The organism is Pseudomonas sp. ME-P-057, from assembly GCF_030208975.1.
Taxonomy (GTDB): Bacteria; Pseudomonadota; Gammaproteobacteria; order Pseudomonadales; family Pseudomonadaceae; genus Aquipseudomonas; species Aquipseudomonas lutea.
Genome location: NZ_JARVSX010000023.1, coordinates 1 through 17,875 on the forward strand (window position 1 = coordinate 1; position 17,875 = coordinate 17,875).

At 60.6% G+C, this 17,875-nt stretch carries 14 protein-coding genes; 4 read left to right on the forward strand and 10 right to left on the reverse strand.

The annotated features are described in order from the left end of the window. Positions 1 to 183 precede the first annotated feature (183 nt). Positions 184 to 1,158 carry a 2-hydroxyacid dehydrogenase gene (locus tag QRN48_RS13120; RefSeq protein ID WP_191942911.1) on the reverse strand — a complete coding sequence of 325 codons (975 nt, stop codon included), beginning with the start codon at positions 1,156 to 1,158 and terminating at the stop codon, positions 184 to 186. A 112-nt stretch (positions 1,159 to 1,270) separates the two neighbouring features. Continuing rightward, on the reverse strand, positions 1,271 to 2,218 hold the full coding sequence (locus QRN48_RS13125; RefSeq protein ID WP_037014999.1) for a LysR family transcriptional regulator: 948 nt from the start codon (positions 2,216 to 2,218) through the stop codon (positions 1,271 to 1,273). A gap of 181 nt (positions 2,219 to 2,399) precedes the next feature. Here QRN48_RS13125 and QRN48_RS13130 point away from each other — a divergent pair, with 181 nt between their 5' ends. The 4 genes from QRN48_RS13130 (at position 2,400) to QRN48_RS13145 (ending at position 7,462) form a co-directional block, all read left to right on the forward strand. Further along, entirely contained in the window at positions 2,400 to 3,911 is a 1,512-nt protein-coding gene (locus tag QRN48_RS13130) for an efflux transporter outer membrane subunit (RefSeq protein ID WP_191942912.1), read from the forward strand. Positions 3,912 to 4,179: 268 nt separating this feature from the next. Continuing rightward, entirely contained in the window at positions 4,180 to 6,378 is a 2,199-nt protein-coding gene (locus tag QRN48_RS13135; RefSeq protein ID WP_191942913.1) for an FUSC family protein, read from the forward strand. After that, positions 6,368 to 6,568, forward strand: a complete 201-nt coding sequence (locus tag QRN48_RS13140) for a DUF1656 domain-containing protein (RefSeq protein WP_037014992.1) — start codon at positions 6,368 to 6,370, stop codon at positions 6,566 to 6,568. Before QRN48_RS13135 ends, QRN48_RS13140 begins: the two co-directional genes overlap by 11 nt. A gap of 15 nt (positions 6,569 to 6,583) precedes the next feature. Continuing rightward, a complete protein-coding gene (locus tag QRN48_RS13145) occupies positions 6,584 to 7,462 on the forward strand; it encodes an efflux RND transporter periplasmic adaptor subunit (RefSeq protein ID WP_037014989.1) in 879 nt (292 codons plus the stop codon). Between the two features lie 901 nt (positions 7,463 to 8,363). Here QRN48_RS13145 and QRN48_RS13150 read toward each other — a convergent pair. The 8 genes from QRN48_RS13150 to QRN48_RS13185 form a co-directional block, all read right to left on the reverse strand. Beyond that, complete coding sequence (locus QRN48_RS13150; RefSeq protein WP_285351053.1) at positions 8,364 to 9,188, reverse strand: SDR family oxidoreductase; 825 nt, start codon at positions 9,186 to 9,188, stop codon at positions 8,364 to 8,366. Positions 9,189 to 9,219: 31 nt separating this feature from the next. After that, a complete protein-coding gene (locus tag QRN48_RS13155) occupies positions 9,220 to 9,684 on the reverse strand; it encodes a hypothetical protein (RefSeq protein ID WP_037014985.1) in 465 nt (154 codons plus the stop codon). 283 nt (positions 9,685 to 9,967) lie between these two features. Continuing rightward, positions 9,968 to 11,422, reverse strand: a complete 1,455-nt coding sequence (locus QRN48_RS13160) for a mannose-1-phosphate guanylyltransferase/mannose-6-phosphate isomerase (RefSeq protein WP_037014980.1) — start codon at positions 11,420 to 11,422, stop codon at positions 9,968 to 9,970. Between the two features lie 198 nt (positions 11,423 to 11,620). After that, the gene (locus QRN48_RS13165; protein ID WP_037017384.1) at positions 11,621 to 12,277 is read right to left on the reverse strand and encodes an alginate O-acetyltransferase AlgF; all 657 of its coding nucleotides are present in this window, start codon (positions 12,275 to 12,277) and stop codon (positions 11,621 to 11,623) included. Positions 12,278 to 12,309: 32 nt separating this feature from the next. Further along, positions 12,310 to 13,485 carry an alginate O-acetyltransferase gene (locus tag QRN48_RS13170; protein ID WP_285351056.1) on the reverse strand — a complete coding sequence of 392 codons (1,176 nt, stop codon included), beginning with the start codon at positions 13,483 to 13,485 and terminating at the stop codon, positions 12,310 to 12,312. Positions 13,486 to 13,495: 10 nt separating this feature from the next. Next, complete coding sequence (locus QRN48_RS13175) at positions 13,496 to 15,058, reverse strand: MBOAT family O-acyltransferase (protein ID WP_285351059.1); 1,563 nt, start codon at positions 15,056 to 15,058, stop codon at positions 13,496 to 13,498. Positions 15,059 to 15,282: 224 nt separating this feature from the next. Further along, the gene (locus QRN48_RS13180; protein ID WP_285351060.1) at positions 15,283 to 16,419 is read right to left on the reverse strand and encodes a mannuronate-specific alginate lyase; all 1,137 of its coding nucleotides are present in this window, start codon (positions 16,417 to 16,419) and stop codon (positions 15,283 to 15,285) included. A gap of 7 nt (positions 16,420 to 16,426) precedes the next feature. Continuing rightward, positions 16,427 to 17,866, reverse strand: a complete 1,440-nt coding sequence (locus tag QRN48_RS13185; RefSeq protein ID WP_191942918.1) for an alginate O-acetyltransferase — start codon at positions 17,864 to 17,866, stop codon at positions 16,427 to 16,429. Positions 17,867 to 17,875: the final 9 nt, after the last annotated feature.

Below are 17,875 nucleotides of genomic sequence, written 5' to 3' on the forward strand. Positions count from 1 at the left end.
TCCCCCGTTTGCTGCGCGACAGCGCGGCGTCTGGACGACGGGGGATCTCCTACAGTCGTGTTGCAGGCCGAAAATGCGCCAGCAAGCCGGTTTCTGTGGTTGTGTTGCAAACGGACATGCACGGAGCGCCGGGGGCGGCATTCCCACGGGGACCGTGGGAACGGCCATCAACAACTGCGGCGCTTACCCCTTCCACACCTGCGCATTCACCAGGTCCTGCGGCTTTTCGCCCAGCAGCGCGGCACGCAGGTTTGCGTAGGCGCGGTCGGCCATGGCCTGACGGGTTTCGTCCGTCGCCGAGCCAATGTGCGGCAGCGTCACGGCGTTGCTCAACGCAAACAGCGGCGATTCGGACAGTGGCTCCTTCTCGTAGACATCCAGCCCGGCGCCGCGAATCGTGCCGTCCTGCAGGGCTTTGATCAGCGCAGGCTCATCAACGATAGGGCCGCGGGCGATATTGACCAGAATCGCGCTCTTCTTCATCAGCGACAGCTCTCGCGTGCTGATCATGTGTTTGGTTTTTTCACTGAGCGGCACCACCAGACAGACGAAGTCCGATTCGGCCAGCAGCTGATCGAGGGTACGAAACTGGGCGCCCAGCTCCTGTTCGATGGCAGTCTTGCGGCTGTTGCCGCTGTACAGAATTGGCATGTTGAAACCCAGCCGACCGCGACGCGCAACCGCTGCGCCGATGTTGCCCATGCCGACGATGCCCAGCGTCTTGCCGTAGACGTCCGTGCCGAAATGAGGCGCTTCGATGCTGCGCTTCCAGTTGCCTGCCTTTGTGTACGCGTCCAGTTCGGCGACGCGGCGGGCGCTGCTCATGATCAGCGAGAAGCCCAGGTCTGCGGTGCTTTCCGTCAGCACGTCGGGGGTGTTGGTCAGCATGATGCCGCGTTCGGTGAGGTAGCCGACGTCGTAGTTGTCGTAGCCAACCGAAATGCTCGAGACCACTTCCAGTTGCGTCGCGCTTTGCAGCTGTTCGCGACCCAGCTTGCGTCCGGCGCCAATCATGCCGTGGCTGTGGGGAAGGGCGTCGTTGAACTGCTCGTTGAGATCACCCTTTTTCGGGTCAGGGATGATCACATTGAAGTCTTGCTGCAGGCGCTCGGCCATTTCCGGGGACACGCGGCTGAAGGCAAGGACGGTCTTTTTCATCGGATAGCTTCTCTCGGGCGATTCAGAAGGGCGTTGCGTAGCACGCTAACATTCTTGCCGAGGGATTGGCAGGGCCCCACTGATCGCTCTCACAGGCAGGGTGGCCTTGCGTTTAACTGGTCTGTGGCAGCACATGGGTTTGCAGATCGGCTTCATGGGCCGCCATGATTTCCGGCAGCGAGCCGCGCAGGTATTCCACCCAGGTTTTGATCTTCGCATCCAGGTACTGCCGCGACGGATAGATCGCATACAGGTTCAGCTCGTGGGAGCGGTACTGCGGCAGCACCCGCACCAGCGAGCCATTGCGCAACCCTTCGATCGCCGAGTAGATCGGCAAGATGCCGATGCCCATTCCGCTGCTGATCGCTGCCTGCATGGCGTCGGCCGAATTCACCAGAAACGGCGAGTTGCCGATGGTCACAGTCTCCTGACCTTCAGGGCCGTCAAAGGCCCATTTTTCCAGCGGGAAGACCGGGCTGACCAGGCGCAGGCAGGCATGATTGAGCAAATCAGCCGGTCGGTGCGCCATGCCGAATGCCTTGATGTAGGCGGGTGAGGCGCAGACGATGCTGTACGTGATGCCCAATCGCTGGGACACGAAACCCGAGTCCGGCAGCTCGCTGGCGAGCACGATGGACACGTCATAGCCTTCTTCAAGCAGGTCCGGGACGCGGTTGGTCATGGTCAGGTCAAACGACACGTCCGGGTGATTGCGCCTGTACCGGGCAATCGCGTCAATGACGTAATGCTGACCCACGCCGGTCATTGAATGGACTTTCAGCTGCCCGGCCGGACGCGCATGGGCATCGCTGGCTTCTGCTTCCGCTTCTTCGACGTAGCCCAGAATCTGCTCGCAGCGCAGCAGGTAACGCTTGCCGGCTTCGGTCAGGGCAATACGCCGCGTGGTGCGGTTGAGGAGGCGGGTCTGCAGGTGGGCTTCAAGATTGGAGACAGCGCGCGAAACGTTGGCGGTGGTGGTGTCCAGTTGTGCGGCGGCAGCGGTGAAGCTGCCCGCTTGCGCCACGCACGTGAAGGCGCGCATGTTTTGCAGAGTGTCCATTGGCCGTTCTCAGGTGAGATAGCAAATTGTGACATGAAGTTACTGATCCATGTCAGCCATACCCGAGGATTATCTCCGGTTCGGTAACAAAGATTCGCAGAAGTCCCGGCTTATCGCCGTGCTAGACGCCCCCTAGAATCGCTGCACTCCAGATTCCCCTCCCATTCAGGTAATTGCAGCAGTGCCGCGTCGTCTCGTCAGAGGGCTCAAGCCCCTCAGTGTGTGGGCTTTAACGTTACTCATCAGCGGCTGCATCGGAACTGGCGGAATCGCCCCACAAGGCACCTCGTTGTCGCCTGACACACTGGCTACCGACGATGCCATCAAGGCAGCGGACAAAGACGCTCACTGGCCTGCCGGGCAGTGGTGGCGCGCTTATGGCGACGAACAACTCAACCGCTGGATCGAACTTGCCGCGCTTGGCAGTCCAAGCCTGGCGCTGGCGGCTGCACGCGTTCGTCAGGCCAAGGCCATGGCGGGCATTGCCGAATCCGCAGAGTCACTGCACGTCTCAGGCGACAGCACGCTGAAACGGCATAACTGGCCGACGGATCAGTTCTACGGGCCAGGTGAGCTCTCGAACACCAGCACGTGGGACAACAGCGCCTCGCTGGGCCTGAGCTATTCCCTTGACCTGTGGGGCCAGGAAAGCAATCACTCCGAGCAGGCGCTGGACATGGCGCACATGGGCGCGGCGCAAGAGCGTCAAGCCCAGCTGGAGTTGCAGGACAATATCGTCCGCGCGTACATCCAGTTGTCGCTCAATTACGCCCAGCGCGACATCGCCCAAGCCACGCTCGCTCAGCAGCAGCAGATCGTCGAACTGGCCCAGCGCCGTTTGAACGGCGGCATCGGTACTCATTTTGAGGTCAGTCAGGCCGAAGCCCCGTTGCCTGAAACCCGCCGCCAGATTGATGCGCTGGACGAAGCCATCACGCTGAGCCGCAATCAAATCGCCGCGCTGGCAGGCAAAGGGCCGGGCGAGGGCGCAAGTCTGCAGCGTCCGACGCTGTCCTTGAATACCGCGTTGAAGTTGCCGTCGGCGCTGCCGGCCAAACTGCTCGGGCAGCGGCCGGATGTGGTCGCCAGCCGCTGGCGCGTCGCTGCGCAGGCACGGGGCATCGATGTGGCCCACGCTGCGTTTTATCCAAATGTTGATCTGATGGGCAGCCTGGGCTACATGGCCACCGGCGGCGGCATGCTGGAATTTCTCGCGGGCAAGAAATTCAACTACAGCGTGGGTCCGGCGATCACGTTGCCGATTTTTGATGGCGGGCGCTTGCGATCTGAACTTGGCGTGGCGTCAGCGGGTTATGACGAAGCTGTCGCGCAGTACAACCAGACCCTGGTGATGGCGCTGAAGGGCATTTCCGATCAGTTGATCCGCCGTGAGTCGATGGACAAGCAGCAACAGTTCGCCGATCAGTCGGTGGCAGCGGCGCAGAAAACCTATGACATCGCGATGGTCGCCTACAAACGCGGCCTGACCGATTACCTCAACGTGCTCAACGCGCAAACGCTGCTGTTTCACCAACAGCAGGTACAGCAGCGCGTCCAGGCCGAGCGCCTGACGGTGCATGCGGAGTTGGTGGTGGCGCTCGGAGGCGGATTGATGGCCGGCCATGATTCGCCCTCGCCGGAAAAGACCGCCGTGCCGAAGACGCCGGTGTCGTTGGCGGTGTTTGATCGATGAACCAGATGATTTTGTGTTGCCTGCGCCGGCCCCATCGCGGGCAAGCGCGCTCCTACAGTGGTATGTGCTTGCCCATTGATGACCGATCCGCCATCGGCGCCGGTCGGGGTGGCCATAGGGCGGGATTTGCCATCGGCGCCGGCGGGGCGGATGACGATCGGGCGCGGTTTGGCATCAACGCCGGCGGGGCAGGCAGGACCCTGTCACCTGTAGGAGCGCGCTTGCCCGCGAATGCGGCGGGTCGGCCGCTGCAGGTCTTGGAACTGACATGAGCCAAGCCCTGCACTGGTTAAAAGCCCTGGAATGGCGCCGCGGTCTCAATGACTGGGCACGCAGCGACGGCGTGACCTGGATCTACATCTTCAAGGTGCTGGCTGCAGCGTTCCTGACCTACTGGATCGCCATGCGCCTGGAACTGCCGCAACCGCGCACGGCCATGATCACGGTGTTCATTGTCATGCAACCGCAAAGCGGTCAGGTGTTCGCCAAGAGTTTCTACCGTCTGCTCGGCACCGTCGCCGGCTCCGTGGTGATGGTCATGTTGATGGCCTTGTTTGCGCAGAACAGTGAGCTGTTCCTCGGCAGCCTGGCGATCTGGGTCGGCTTCTGCTGTGCAGGTGCTGCGCGCTATCGCAACTTTCGCGCGTACGGTTTCGTGCTCGCCGGCTACACCGCTGCAATGACTGGGTTGCCGGCCCTTGCGCACCCGGATACCTCGTTCATGGCGGCCATGTGGCGGGTCCTTGAAATCTCGCTCGGCATCGTCTGCTCGACATTGGTGAGCGCTGCCATCCTGCCGCAAAGTGCGGGTGCGGCGATGCGCAACACCCTGTACCAACGCTTTGGCACCTTCGCCCAATTCGTCATCACCGGCCTGCGCGGCGAAAGCGATCCGGCGTCCTTTGAAGCGAGCAACGTGCGCTTCATTGCCGATGCGATCGGGCTCGAAGGCCTGCGTGCGGTCACGGTGTTTGAAGACCCGCACATGCGTCGGCGCAACGGTCGGTTGAATCGGCTGAACAGCGAGTTCATGACCATCACCACGCGCTTCAACGCGCTGCACCAGTTGCTCGAACGCCTGCGTCGGCGCGGTGTGACACCGGCAGTTCAAGCCATTCAACCGGGCCTCGCTGCATTGACCCGGTTGCTGGAGCCCTTCGCCGGACGCGCGCTGACCAACGCCGACGCCGCGCTGCTCGCCAATCGGCTGAGTGTCTACAAGGCGGATTTGCCGGAGCACGTGCGCAGCCTTCGTGCCGAATTCGTCGGGACCGACCCAAGCGACGACGAGCTGCTGGATTTTCATACTGCCTACGAACTGCTGTATCGCTTCGTCGATGACCTGCATGACTACGCCCAGACTCACGCGTCGCTGGCCGATCACAACCATGTGCGGGAAAAGTGGGTCGAACCGTTTGTCTCCACCACCAGTTGGTTATCGTCCCTGGCATCGGGCGTGCGCGCGACGTTTATTCTCGCGGTCATGTCGGTGTATTGGGTAGCGACGGCCTGGCCAAGCGGCGCCTCGATGACCCTGGTGTCCGCCGCGACCGTGGCGCTTTCCGCGACCACGCCCAATCCCAGGCGCATGGCGTTTCAGATGGCCTGCGGGACATTTGCAGGCGCACTGCTGGGGTTCTTTATCACCTTTTTCGTGCTGCCGCGCATCGATGGTTTCCCGCTGTTGTGCGTGGTGCTGGCGCCGGTGTTCGTGTTCGGCACATTCCTGACCACCCGCCCGCAATGGGTCGGTTACGGGCTGGGGCTGTTGATCTTCTTCTGCATCGGATCCGCGCCGGACAACCTCACGGTGTACAACCCCTATGGGTTCATCAACGACTACATCGCAATGGTCCTCGGCATGCTTCTGTGCGCCGCAGCGGGGGCGATCATTTTGCCGCCCAACAGCCGCTGGTTGTGGCAACGGCTGGAAGGCAATCTTCGCCAGCAAGTCAGTTTTGCGATCAGCGCGCCGCTGCGCGGGATTCGGTCCCGTTTTGAAAGCCGCACGCGAGACTTGATGCACCAGGCGTACGGGCTGGCGGCCGGCAAGCCCGAGGTCCAGCGCAATCTATTACGCTGGATGTTTGTGGTGCTGGAAATCGGCCAGGCGATCATCGAACTGCGCCGTGAACAGGACATTCTCCCGGTGCATCCCAGCTACGCCGAATCGCAGCCCTGGCGGCAGGCGATTCGGGCCATGGGCCGTTCGCTGATTCGTCTGTTCATACAGCCGGACCGCCACAACCTGGCCCGCAGCCTGTCCGCTGTCGATCACGCGATTGTCTGCGTGCAAAACACCGACGAGCCCTTCGCCCCGCACTTCGACACCTCGGCGCTGCGCCGGGTAAAAAGTTACCTGCACTTCATCCGCACCTGTCTGCTCGACCCGCAATCGCCGCTGGCAGGTGATGGGGCAGAGCAGGCTGTCGAGGCCACGCCACAAGGACAACCCCATGCCACGTGAACTGGCCTTTCATGGCGTTTACATGCCCACCGTCACCGTCATGTTTCTGGCCGCGATGGTGCTGTCCTGGGCGCTGGACCGCTTCATGTCCGGCCTCGATCTGTACCGTTTTTTCTGGCATCCGGCGCTGCTGCGCCTGAGCCTGTTCAGCTGCATTTTCGGCGCCATGGCGCTCACTGTTTACCGTTGAGGCTCATGGTTTGAGATGAAAAAGTTTTTCAGTCTGATCGCGACTTTGTTGATTCTGGCGTTGGCCATCTGGATTGGCCGGCTGCTGTGGATTCACTACATGGACACGCCCTGGACGCGCGACGGTCGGGTGCGCGCCGACGTCATCAATGTCGCAGCGGACGTCAGCGGCGTGGTGATCGATGTCCCGGTCAAGGACAACCAGCCGGTGAAAAAAGGCGATCTGTTGATGCAGATCGATCCCGAGCATTACCAGTTAGCCGTCAAGCAGGCCGAAGCGATGGTCGCGTCGCGCAAGGCCACGTGGGAGATGCGCAAGGTCAATGCCAGCCGGCGCAAGGACATGGACGCCTTGGTGATCTCTGCTGAAAGCCGTGAAGACGCCAGCAATGTCGCCACCTCTGCCCAGGCGGATTACCAGTTGGCCATCGCCCAACTCGACGCGGCGAAGCTGAATTTGCAGCGCACCAGAGTGCTGGCGGCCGTTGATGGCTACGTCACCAACCTCAACGTGCACCGCGGCGATTACGCGCGAATGGGCGAGGCGAAGATGGCCGTCGTCGACCAGAACTCGTTTTGGGTGTACGGCTTTTTTGAGGAAACCAAACTGCCCCACGTCAGGATCGGTGATCCGGCGGACATGCAGCTGATGAGCGGCGAAGTGATGAAAGGCCACGTCGAAAGCATCGCCCGCGCCATTTACGACCGCGACAACCCCGAAAGCCGCGAGCTGATCGCCGACGTCAACCCGACGTTCAATTGGGTCCGGCTGGCCCAGCGGGTGCCCGTGCGCATTCATCTGGATCAAGTGCCGGAGGGTGTTGTGCTGGCGGCGGGGATTACCTGCACGGTGATCGTGAACCCCGAGACGGAAGGCCCGAAACACAACCTGTAGGAGCGCGCTTGCCCACGAAGGCATCAGCACGGACGACAGAGATGCGTCGGACACACCGGCGCCTTCGCGAGCAAGCTCGCTCCTACAGGACCGTGGGCGATCCGGCATTTCTTATCCGCTGACAGGACCGTGGGCGACTCGGCATTTCTCACCTGCTGACAGAGCCGGGTTGGACGCATGAACTCCGCACGCCGCAGGCATTGTGGGAGTGAGCTTGCTCGCGATGGCTGCATCCCGGCCGCTGGATATGTAGCGGATGTACCGACGTCTTCGCGGGCAAGCGCGCTCCTACAGCTGATATTGGCAACCACCCCAAACCTTCGGCGTGCCTCGGATTTGTAGGCGCGTGAGGGAGTCGGTATTTCTCACCTGCCGACAGAGCCGGGTTGGACCCAGGATGTCGGCACGCCGCAGGCATTGTGGGAGTGAGCTTGCTCGCGATGGCTGCATCCGGGCCGCGGGATATGTAGCGGATGTACCGACGTCTTCGCGGGCAAGCGCGCTCCTACAGCTGATATTGGTAGCCACCCGAAACCTTCGGCGTGCCTCGGATTTGTGGGAGTGAGCTTGCTCGCGATGGCTGTATCCCGGCCGCTGGATATGTAGCGGATGTACCGACGTTTTCGCGGGCAAGCGCGCTCCTACAGCTGATATTGGTAGCCACCCGAAACCTTCGGCGTGCCTCGGATTTGTGGGAGTGAGCTTGCTCGCGATGGCTGTATCCCGGCCGCTGGGTGTGTAGCGGATGTACCGACGTCTTCGCGGGCAAGCGCGCTCCTACAGCTGATATTGGTAGCCACCCGAAACCTTCGGCGTGCCTCAAGTTTGTGGGCGCGCGCTTTGAGTTGCGTCATGCGGCAGATTCCTGTCATCCGGCAGGTTGCGGTGCCGCCAGCAGCGTTCAGGGTGTTTTATCCAGTTTGAAACGCTTGCTCAGGATCCACTCAATCAGCGCCTTTGGCAGCAGGCGTTCTATCAGGGGCAAGGCGCGGCTGCCGTTGCCGGATCGCAGCAGGCGCGGCGGGTGGCGGCGCTGTACCGCATCAAGCACGTCGCGGGCAAAGTGGCCGGGCGGTGTTGGATTGCCCTGAGAGGCATTGGCCCTGGCACGAATGCTTTCACGCCATGGCCACCAGGGCGAATCCGGGTGGATGACCTGCTCGGCCTCGCGGCTGGCAGTTTGTGCAAATTGCGTGTCGATGGCGCCGGGCTGGACTTCCATTACGCGTATCCCGAAGGGTGCCAGTTCCATGCGCAATGCATCGCTCAACGCATGTACGGCGGCCTTTGACGCGCAATAGGCGCCGGCGAAAGGCGTCACCAGCACACCGGAAACGCTGCCGATGTTCACCACCAAACCTCGGTTGCGGCGCAGCAACGGAAACAACGCATCAGTCACCCCAACCACCGAAAACACGTTGGTCTCGAATTGCCTGCGCATGGCCTCAACGCCGCCGTCCAGCAAGGGCGCGATACCTCCGTAACCCGCATTGTTGATCAACACATCCAGCCCTTTGCCGTGCTCATCCAGACTCGCGGCCAACTGCTCAATCGCAACGCTATCGTTCACGTCCAGCGCGACAGCGTGAAACCCGGCTGCAACCAGCGCTGCTACGTCGGCGGGCTTGCGCGCCGTGGTCCACACGTCATGGCCCGCTTCCTTGAAAGCATCCGCCATGGCGCGGCCGATGCCGCTGGAACAACCGGTGATCAACACCACAGACATGATTCATTCCTTGGAAAAAAAAGGCTGGCGCTCAGCCCGAGAACGCGCCCTGCAGCCGTTCGGCCCGGAACTCCAGCGTCTGCGGCCGGTAACCTTGGCGGAGCGTCGGCAGCGGCAAGCAATCTTGCCACTGGCTACCGGGCAGCAATTCTCCGGGCCCGCGATAGCGCGGAGCGGTGTAGGTGTCTTCGGCCAGATTAACGGTGTCACCCGGCGCGTATGCCGCGATTTTCCAGCGCAGCTCAGTCAGTGCGACGCTATTGCCGTTGTCGATCAGCACCAACAACGGACGTCCCGCCGGACATTGCTGCGGCGCGTAGTCGACGCGCATCTGAAGACGCTCCAGGCGTTGCTCGTCGCGGCTGTCTTCCCAGACCACAAAAGCAGCCACGATGCCCAGGCCCAAGGCGGCCGCCAATGAGACTGGCAGCGCCCTGGACGGATAGCGCAACAGCAGGACCAGCCAGGTGAACAAAAGCACGGCGCCGAAAATCATCGTGTCGATCTCGCGATGGCAGAGGTGGGCATCGTACCGAAAGGGGAGGGGATTGAGCTAATGGTGGATCATCAGATCCAACCCAAATCTGTAGGAGCCGGCTTGCTGGCGAACCCGGTTCAAACGCCACTGGCGCAGTGGCTGAAGGTATTGGTTGGCCTGCAACTAACCGGCGCGGGGTCATGGAGCCGAGAGCGCGCATAAAAAAGCCCCCGAAAACCCTCTGCGGATGGGGAATACGCAGAGGATTGACGGGGGCTTAATACTACTGGGTGAAGCGGTATTAACGGGCGATGGTCTGAGTCTTCACGCCAGCTTCCAAGCCTGGGGTGGAGCGACCGTACACGTCTTCGAAGCGTTCGATGTCGTCTTCGCCCAAGTAGCTACCCGACTGGACTTCGATGATTTCCAACGGGATCTTGCCTGGGTTGCGCAGGCGGTGGACCGAGGCAATCGGGATGTACGTGGACTGGTTTTCGGTCAGCAGGAACACGTTGTCATCGCAAGTCACCTGAGCGGTACCCGACACAACGATCCAGTGCTCGGCACGGTGGTGGTGCATCTGCAGCGACAGGCTCGCGCCCGGCTTCACCGAAATGCGCTTGACCTGGAAACGGCCGCCCATGTCCACGGAGTCGTACGAGCCCCACGGGCGATACACTTCGAGGTGGTTCTGGGTTTCGCTGCGGCCTTGCTCGTTCAGCGTGTTGACCAGTTGCTTGACGCCCTGAACCTTGTCCTTGTGGGCAATCATCATGGCGTCTTTGGTTTCGACGACAACGATGTTGTCCAGGCCAATCACGGTGACCAGTTTGCCGTTGCCCTGAATCATGCAGTTGCGGCTGTCCTGGATAACCACGTCGCCTTTGGTGACGTTGCCGTTTTCGTCTTTCTTGTGCACGTCCCACAGCGACGACCAGCAGCCGACATCGCTCCAGCCCGCATCCAGTGGCACTACGCAGGCGCGTTGGGTTTTTTCCATCACGGCGTAGTCGATGGAATTGTCCGGGCAGCAAGCGAAGCTCGCCTCGTCCAGGGAGATGCTGTCGCCTTCATGCTTGCTGCGCTCAAGGGTCAGCAGGCAGTTGTCGTAGATGTCCGGATCGTGCTTTTTCAGCTCTTCCAGATAACGGCTGGCGCGGAACAGGAACATGCCGCTGTTCCAGTAGTAACCGCCGGCTTCAACGAACTCGATGGCGCGTTGCTCATCCGGTTTCTCAACGAACTGCTGCACGCGGCTTACGCCTTCAGGCAACAGCGCATCGGCGGTGGACTTGATGTAGCCATAGCCGGTTTCAGGCTTGGTCGCCGGAATCCCGAACAGCACCATCTCGCCGCGCTCTGCAGCAACGGTTGCCAGAGCGAGGGCGCGCTGCAGGGCTTTCTGATCGTCGATCACGTGGTCGGCTGGCAGCACCAGCATCAACTCGTCACGGCCTTCGTTGGCCAGCATCATTGCGGTGATGGCGACGGCAGGCGCAGTGTTGCGGCCAAACGGTTCCATGATCACAGCCTGAGTTTCCAGACCCAATGCACCGAGCTGCTCGGTGACGATGAAACGGTGGTCCTTGTTGCACACCACAACCGGGTGCTGCATGCCGTCGAACTGCAGGCGCTCAACGGTCTGCTGGAACAGGGTGTGTTCGCCGGTCAGTGCCAGGAACTGTTTAGGAAACTGTTTACGCGAAAGAGGCCAGAGTCGGGAACCGCTACCACCTGACAAGATCACTGGAATCATTTTGTTTCTCCGTTAAGCAAAAATCGTTCGAATGGGCTGTAGGTACTTCGGTCTTTCTGGTTTTTGTCTTGCATCGTTCGGCGTCCTCCTGGCTGGCTGCTTGCTCCGCAGTGCCTGACGCCGACCGCTTGATTCCGTGAATCTGGCGGCGCGCTCGGGATCAAGCGCGCCCGCGGTCTTTCGACCGGCTTCAAACCATTACTGAGTGGCAGTCGGGCGCTTGACCCAAACTGGCGACAGGTTGCTGCCGCTGCCGGTGACGTACAGCACGGCGGCTTCACCACGCTCCAGCGCAACAGGCTTCAGGTCGCTGACTTTCTTGTCACCGTCGAACAGCGCGAAGCTGACTTTGACCGGGTTGATTTCGCGCTCGCCGGTGCCCTTGGCAGCGACAGCCTTGACCACGTCGGTCTTGCCGTCAGCAGTTTTCAGGGTCAGCGACTTGTCGCTCAGGTTCTGTACGCGAACCAGCGACTTCTGCTTGTTCTTGAATGGCGGCTCTTCAACCAGCTGTGGAGCACCGGACGTGTTGTTCACGATGGTGTAGTAGTGATCGCTCGCCAGTTTCACCGGCAGGCTCTGGCTACCGATTTTGGCGGTGTAGTCGCCCTGTGGCATGAAGCCGAAGTCACTGCTGGCCAACGGGCCGATGTCGTTGAGGCTGGTGTTGCCGACGCTGGCGGTGATTTCGCTGTTGCTGGCGTTGTACACACGCACGAAGGTCGAACCTTTTGGTGCGGTTGGGCCGTACAGGGCTGCGTCACCACCGGCGAAAGCGGACAGGGACACAAAGCCCAGGCTTGCGGCGAGTACACAGGTTTTCAGCAGGTTGGTTTTGCGCGAACGAACTGGCATTGGGTTCTGCGAAGTCATAGTCAATAGTCCTCTCAGTTTTGCGCCCGAACGGGCGGCTTGGAGTTGTTGGCGTTGTCGGCCAGATTCTGTTGGGGGTCACGGGCCTTTTTGAGTTCAGCGATCCACTGGGGGTCGAACTCGGTCAGGTCGTTGTGAGCGGGCAGGTAACGCTCCGGGAATTCCCAGATGAGCACCTGCGGCGGGCTGCTCTTGAAGGCGTCGGTTTGCAGATACTTGAGCATCGGCAGGATCGGGCCATGGCCGTCTTCGGCGTAGTTCACGACGTCGGCGTGCAGGGCCTGCTTCAAGGCACCGGCAAAGTTCCAGTTGGGGTTGGCGCTGTAACTGGTGCCGACCAGGCCGACTGCGACCGAATTGTCTGCGAACAGCGCGTCGCCGCTTTCCCCACCGGCATCAGCCGGGTTGGTGCTGCGCTGTTGCAGATCGTCCGGCTTGGGCAGCAGGTTGCTGAACAGCGGATCCAGCGGCAGGAAGTTGGTCAGATCGCCCTTGTAGGGTTCAGTCGACTTGGCTTCGGTGACGAAGTTCTGCGGCTCAACGTTCAGCGGTGCCTGTTGCGCAATCACGGTGCCCAGCTGCTGAGCGACCACTTCGGCGCCCATCGGAGTCCAGTGAGTGTCGGTGCGCAGGAATACCTGGCCCTTCTCTTTGGCACCTTGCAGCGGCGTCAGCAGGTCAGGGGCGAGGATGCCGGCCTGATTCACTTGCGCGTGGAATTGCTGATACAGGTCGGTGTGCAGCGCAGCCGGCGTATTGTCGCCCACGTGCTCCGGGTACAGACGCGTCTTGGCCGGAACGATTGCCAGCACCAATTGCGTACCCTGCTTCTTCAGCGTGTCGCGTACGCCCTGGATGATTGCCAGGTTGTCTGCTTCGTTCTGCTCGCTGTTGGCGACGGCATCGAACTCTTCGTCGGTGTACAGCCACTGGTCCTTGCCGAGGATGACGCCCGGACGGCCTTCGTTGAACAGCTTGTAATCCAGCGCGGCCCAGAGGTTGGTGCCCAGACGCTTGATCGGAAACTCTTCGTCGTAGTGGGTCTCCACCGCCTTGGTCCAGTGACCATTGAGCACGGTGGTTTCCTTCGACGTCGAGAAGCCGACAAAGCTGCGCAGCGACCACAGGCCCAGCACCAGCAGAATCGCCAGGAACAGGAAGATGTAGAGGAAACGTAATGAACGGGTCATGTCAGGCTCCTCAGAACTGGAAGTAAAGGAACGGCGAGAAGCTGGCCGCCGAAAGTTTAAGAATCGAAGCAACGAACATCAGCAGGATCAGCGCGCGCATCAGATAGCGCGACCAGTCGACGGTCCAGTAGGCAGGCTGAACCTGCGCTTCGGTGCCGACGATGAAGCCCGGTTGATGAATGCTGCCCGGGTTGTCGCCCGGTACGGCCTTGATCAGGCCTGGCTCGGCAGCGGCAGGACCGTCGGTTTGAGCAGTCTTGTCTGTCGGCTTGGCGGGAGCACGGTTGCGGTAGAAGTCACGCAGGCCGAAGAAGGCGAGGGTGATGTACGCCACAACAAGCGTTGCAACCTGCAGACCGGTGAGGCTTGCGCGGTTGAGCTCCGAGAGGCCCAGATCGCTGAAGCTGAACATCGCGCCATACATGCGAGCGGCAACGTGCAGGTTTTCAGAGCGGAAGATGACCCAGCCCATGACCACCAGCAGGAAGGTGAATGCCCAGCGAACTACGTTGAAGGTGCGCGGTGCGGTGTTCAGACCGATCGCCTTTTCAATCGCCAGCCATACACCGTGCCAGGCGCCCCAGACGATGTAGGTGATGTTGGCGCCGTGCCACAGACCGCCCAACAGCATGGTCAGAAACAGGTTGCGGTAAGTTGCGACCTTGCCGCCACGGTTGCCGCCTAGGGTGATGTAGAGGTAATCACGCAGCCAGGTCGACAAGCTGATGTGCCAGCGACGCCAGAACTCGGTGATCGACTGGCTGATGTACGGCTGCTTGAAGTTTTCCATGAAGCGGAAACCCATCATCAAGCCCAGACCGATGGCCATGTCGCTATAACCGGAGAAGTCAAAGTACAGCTGTGCGGTGTACGCCAGTGCGCCCAGCCAGGCATCGCCCGTGGTGGGGTTTTGCAGTGCAAAGCAATGGTCGGCGACCACGGCCAGCGTGTCGGCAATGAAAACCTTCTTGATGAAGCCCTGCATGAACCGCGTGCAGCCCTCGGAGAACTTGTCCAGGGTGTGCGTGCGGTTGTTGAACTGGTCGACCAGATCGCGGAAACGCAGTACCGGCCCGGCAATCAGGTGCGGGAAGATCGCCACAAATGCCGCGAAGTCGATGAGGTTGCGGGTCGCTGGTGTGTCGCCGCGGTAGACGTCGATGATGTAGCTGATGGACTCGAAGATGTAGAACGAGATACCAATCGGCAGCAACACATGCGTGAGAATGAAAGGCTCAAGACCTACGGACGTCATCATCGCGTTGATGCTGTCCACGCCGAAGTTGGCGTACTTGAAGTAGCCGAGGATGCACAGGTCGACGGCCACGCCGAGCAGCAGCCAGCGCTGTGCCGGTTTGGTTCTGACCCCGGCGGCGCCTACGCGCAGGCCGATCCAGTAGTTCCATAGCGTCACAGCTGCAAACAGTGCCAGGAAGTCCACTCGCCACCACGCATAGAACACGTAGCTGGCGACCAGCAGCAGCAGGTTGCGATAGCGTTGCCCGCTCAGGTAGTACAAGCCGAGAAACACCGGCAAGAACAGGAACAGGAACACGTTGGATGAGAAAACCATCCTTTATCTCTCCATTTGTCCAACATCAAAGGCCGAAGCCCCCCAAACCCCCCATGAAAAAATGGAGGGGTGAAACATGCATCTGCCGACTCCCTGCAGGAGTGAGCTTGCTCGCGATGAGGCCAGTACATCCGACATCGTTATGTCGTCTGGAAAATCGCTTTCGCGGGCAAGCGCGCTCCTACAGGTCTTGCGTCCGCCGGACTACTCCGGCGCGGCTGCTCTCAAGAACCGCCCTTGTCACCCTTGTCATGCGTCGGGTCATAGGTACGGGTCAGGTCGCCGCCGAGGCGGAAGTTCTTGAACGGCTGCATCTTGTGTTTCTGTTCAAGCACATCCGGGCCGCAGTCGTACAGAGAGCAGTACGGTTCGAGCCAGGCAAATTTCATGTCGGTCTTGAGGTCCGTCATGTCCTGATCCTGACCGTCCCGGGCCTTAAACTCGCTGCCCGAGTTCTTCACGCCGGCCAGCACGCGATCACCCAGGCGCTTGAGCGCACCGTTGTTTTCCTGACGCAGATCGACGCCGTTGGCCTGCGCGAAACTCGCGATCATGGCCAGCGGAGGAAGTGCGTAGTTGTGGTACGCCAGCGCGCGTTGCTTGCGCTTCAACTCGTTCGGCAGGAAGCCTTGCGGGTCAACCTGATTGGCGGCGATCTTGAATTCCTTCACCGACCAGTCAAAGAGGTCCTGACGGTTGGTCGCCACTGCCGTCGACATCACGGCCCAGGCCGCCCAATACGAGTGGTTGTTAGTCTTGTCGAGCGGCAAATTGTTCCAGTCGCTGACGACGTGATCCGCAAGTTTGCTGAACCAGCTTTCGATGATCTGCGTTTCCTGCTGGCGGGCGGCCAACGGGTGCGATTCCGAGAACTTCAAGCGCAGATATGCAGAGGACATGCTGCCCAGTGCCCATTTGCGCATCGACTTGCCGGTGTGGTTGAAATCCGTGGACTCCAGCGCATCGGCCTTGGCCCAGGTTGTCAGCATGTTAAGTGCACAATCGAGCTGTTCCGGGCGACCATCACGCATGTATTGCATCACCACCTTGCTGGTGGCGCGTTCCATGGTAGTGATGTCTTTGGTCGCATCGCGAAAAGCCTGATCGGAGACGACATTCAATGTGGCGCGTGCCTTGTCCGAACCCTCGTACTTGCTGCGGAACTGCAGCGGGCCGGTGTAGGGCTGCGGAATGGCGTCACAGTTGAACTTGTTCTGACCGCTCTTGAATTTCTCGACACCCTCGTAGTAACCCTGCGGCGGCACAAGTGCCGACGCAGCGCTCGCGCTGGTGGCAAAGACTGTCGAGGACAGCATTGCCAGCGAGAGAAGGGTGGGGAGCATCAGTTTTGGAGTGTGCATAGGAGCCTCATAACCCGGCTTGCGCGGTTTGATGCGCGACATTCGGGAACACGTTGCGTTTGCATACTTTCGCTTCGACCTGCTGAGGCGCAGTGCCCGCTTCCGGGCCCTGAACTTCCAGTGCAAGCAATTGCTGGTCAGCCCAGTCTTTGTCATCGCGCAGTTCGAAGGAGAAGCGCCCGTCGGTTTCAGATGTTTCAGGTTTCTCGATCTTCAAGTCTTCGTGGCGACCGTTCATGTACCAGAGGCGCGCCTGAAGAGTCTTCACCGAGTTGTCGGCGAACTTGATGTCGATCTGATTACTGCCGTTGCGCACATCCTTGATGCCGTTTTTGCCGTTGACCAGCAACTCGTTGATCCCTGGTTTGAGGGTGGTGCTGCTGCTCATGATTGCCGGTTTGCCTTCACAGCCGTTGTCCAGCAGCGACATCATCTGGCGATAGATAGTCTCCTGGTCCAGGCGATAAAGCGGCGAGAATTCCCAGATCAGAATCTTGGGAGGGTGTTTCTGGAAGTCTTCGCTGCCCAGGTACTGCAGCATCGAACCTTCGAGGCCGCCGCCCGGGAAGGCGACGTTCAGCACATCAGCACCAATGAATTCCTGCAAGAAGCCGGCGAAGTTGTAGTTCTTGCCGCTGTGGCTGGTACCGACCAGGGTAATTTCCGGGTTACCGGAATCACCAAACAGGTCGCCGTCGGCAGCTTCGCCTTTGGGTTCCGTCTCAAACTGGTCCATGTACTGGATGGCGTAACTCGTGCCGCACAATTGACCCGCCATATTGTGAAGAGTGCCCTTCTTGCCCATGCGACCTGACAAGTGGGTCTCGAATTCACGACGCGGAACACCGGCAAACGCCTGCATCTTCTTCACGGATTCGGCCACGATTTTCGCCGTGCGCTGGGCGCCATACGGCGTCCAGTGCTGGTCACCGCGGAAGTAGAAATCGTGAGCCTGCTGCTCGTTGGTCAACGGCGACAGGTCCGGCACGGTGTAGCCCATTTTCGCGAAGCGACCGAGCATGGCCTGGTAGTTGCGCAGCGCGGTGTTGTAATCGAACTTGTCGCGCTCGGCCGGGAACAGCTTGTTACGGTCAACCAACCCGCGGGTCGGCTGGTAAACGACCACCAACTCCACGCCCTTGCTCTTGAAGGCATCGTGCAGTTGCTGCATGCGGCGATAGCCTTCCGGCGTGGTGTCGAATTCGGTGCGCAGGTCTTCGCGGGTCCGGAACAGCCAGTCGCCCTGGGCCTGAACCAGCGTGGTGAAGTTCTGCTGGTAGCGGCTGACGTAGTTTTTCTCGTCGTGTGCTTCAGGGCACAGGCTGCAGCAAGGCTCGGCAGTAAAGCTCGGGGCAGTCGTGTCTGCGGCGTACGCCGCGTTGCTGGCGGCGAACAGTGCAGCGGTCAGGCCCGAGAGGCTGAGCAGTTTGATCAAGTGTGCGTGCATAGAAATATC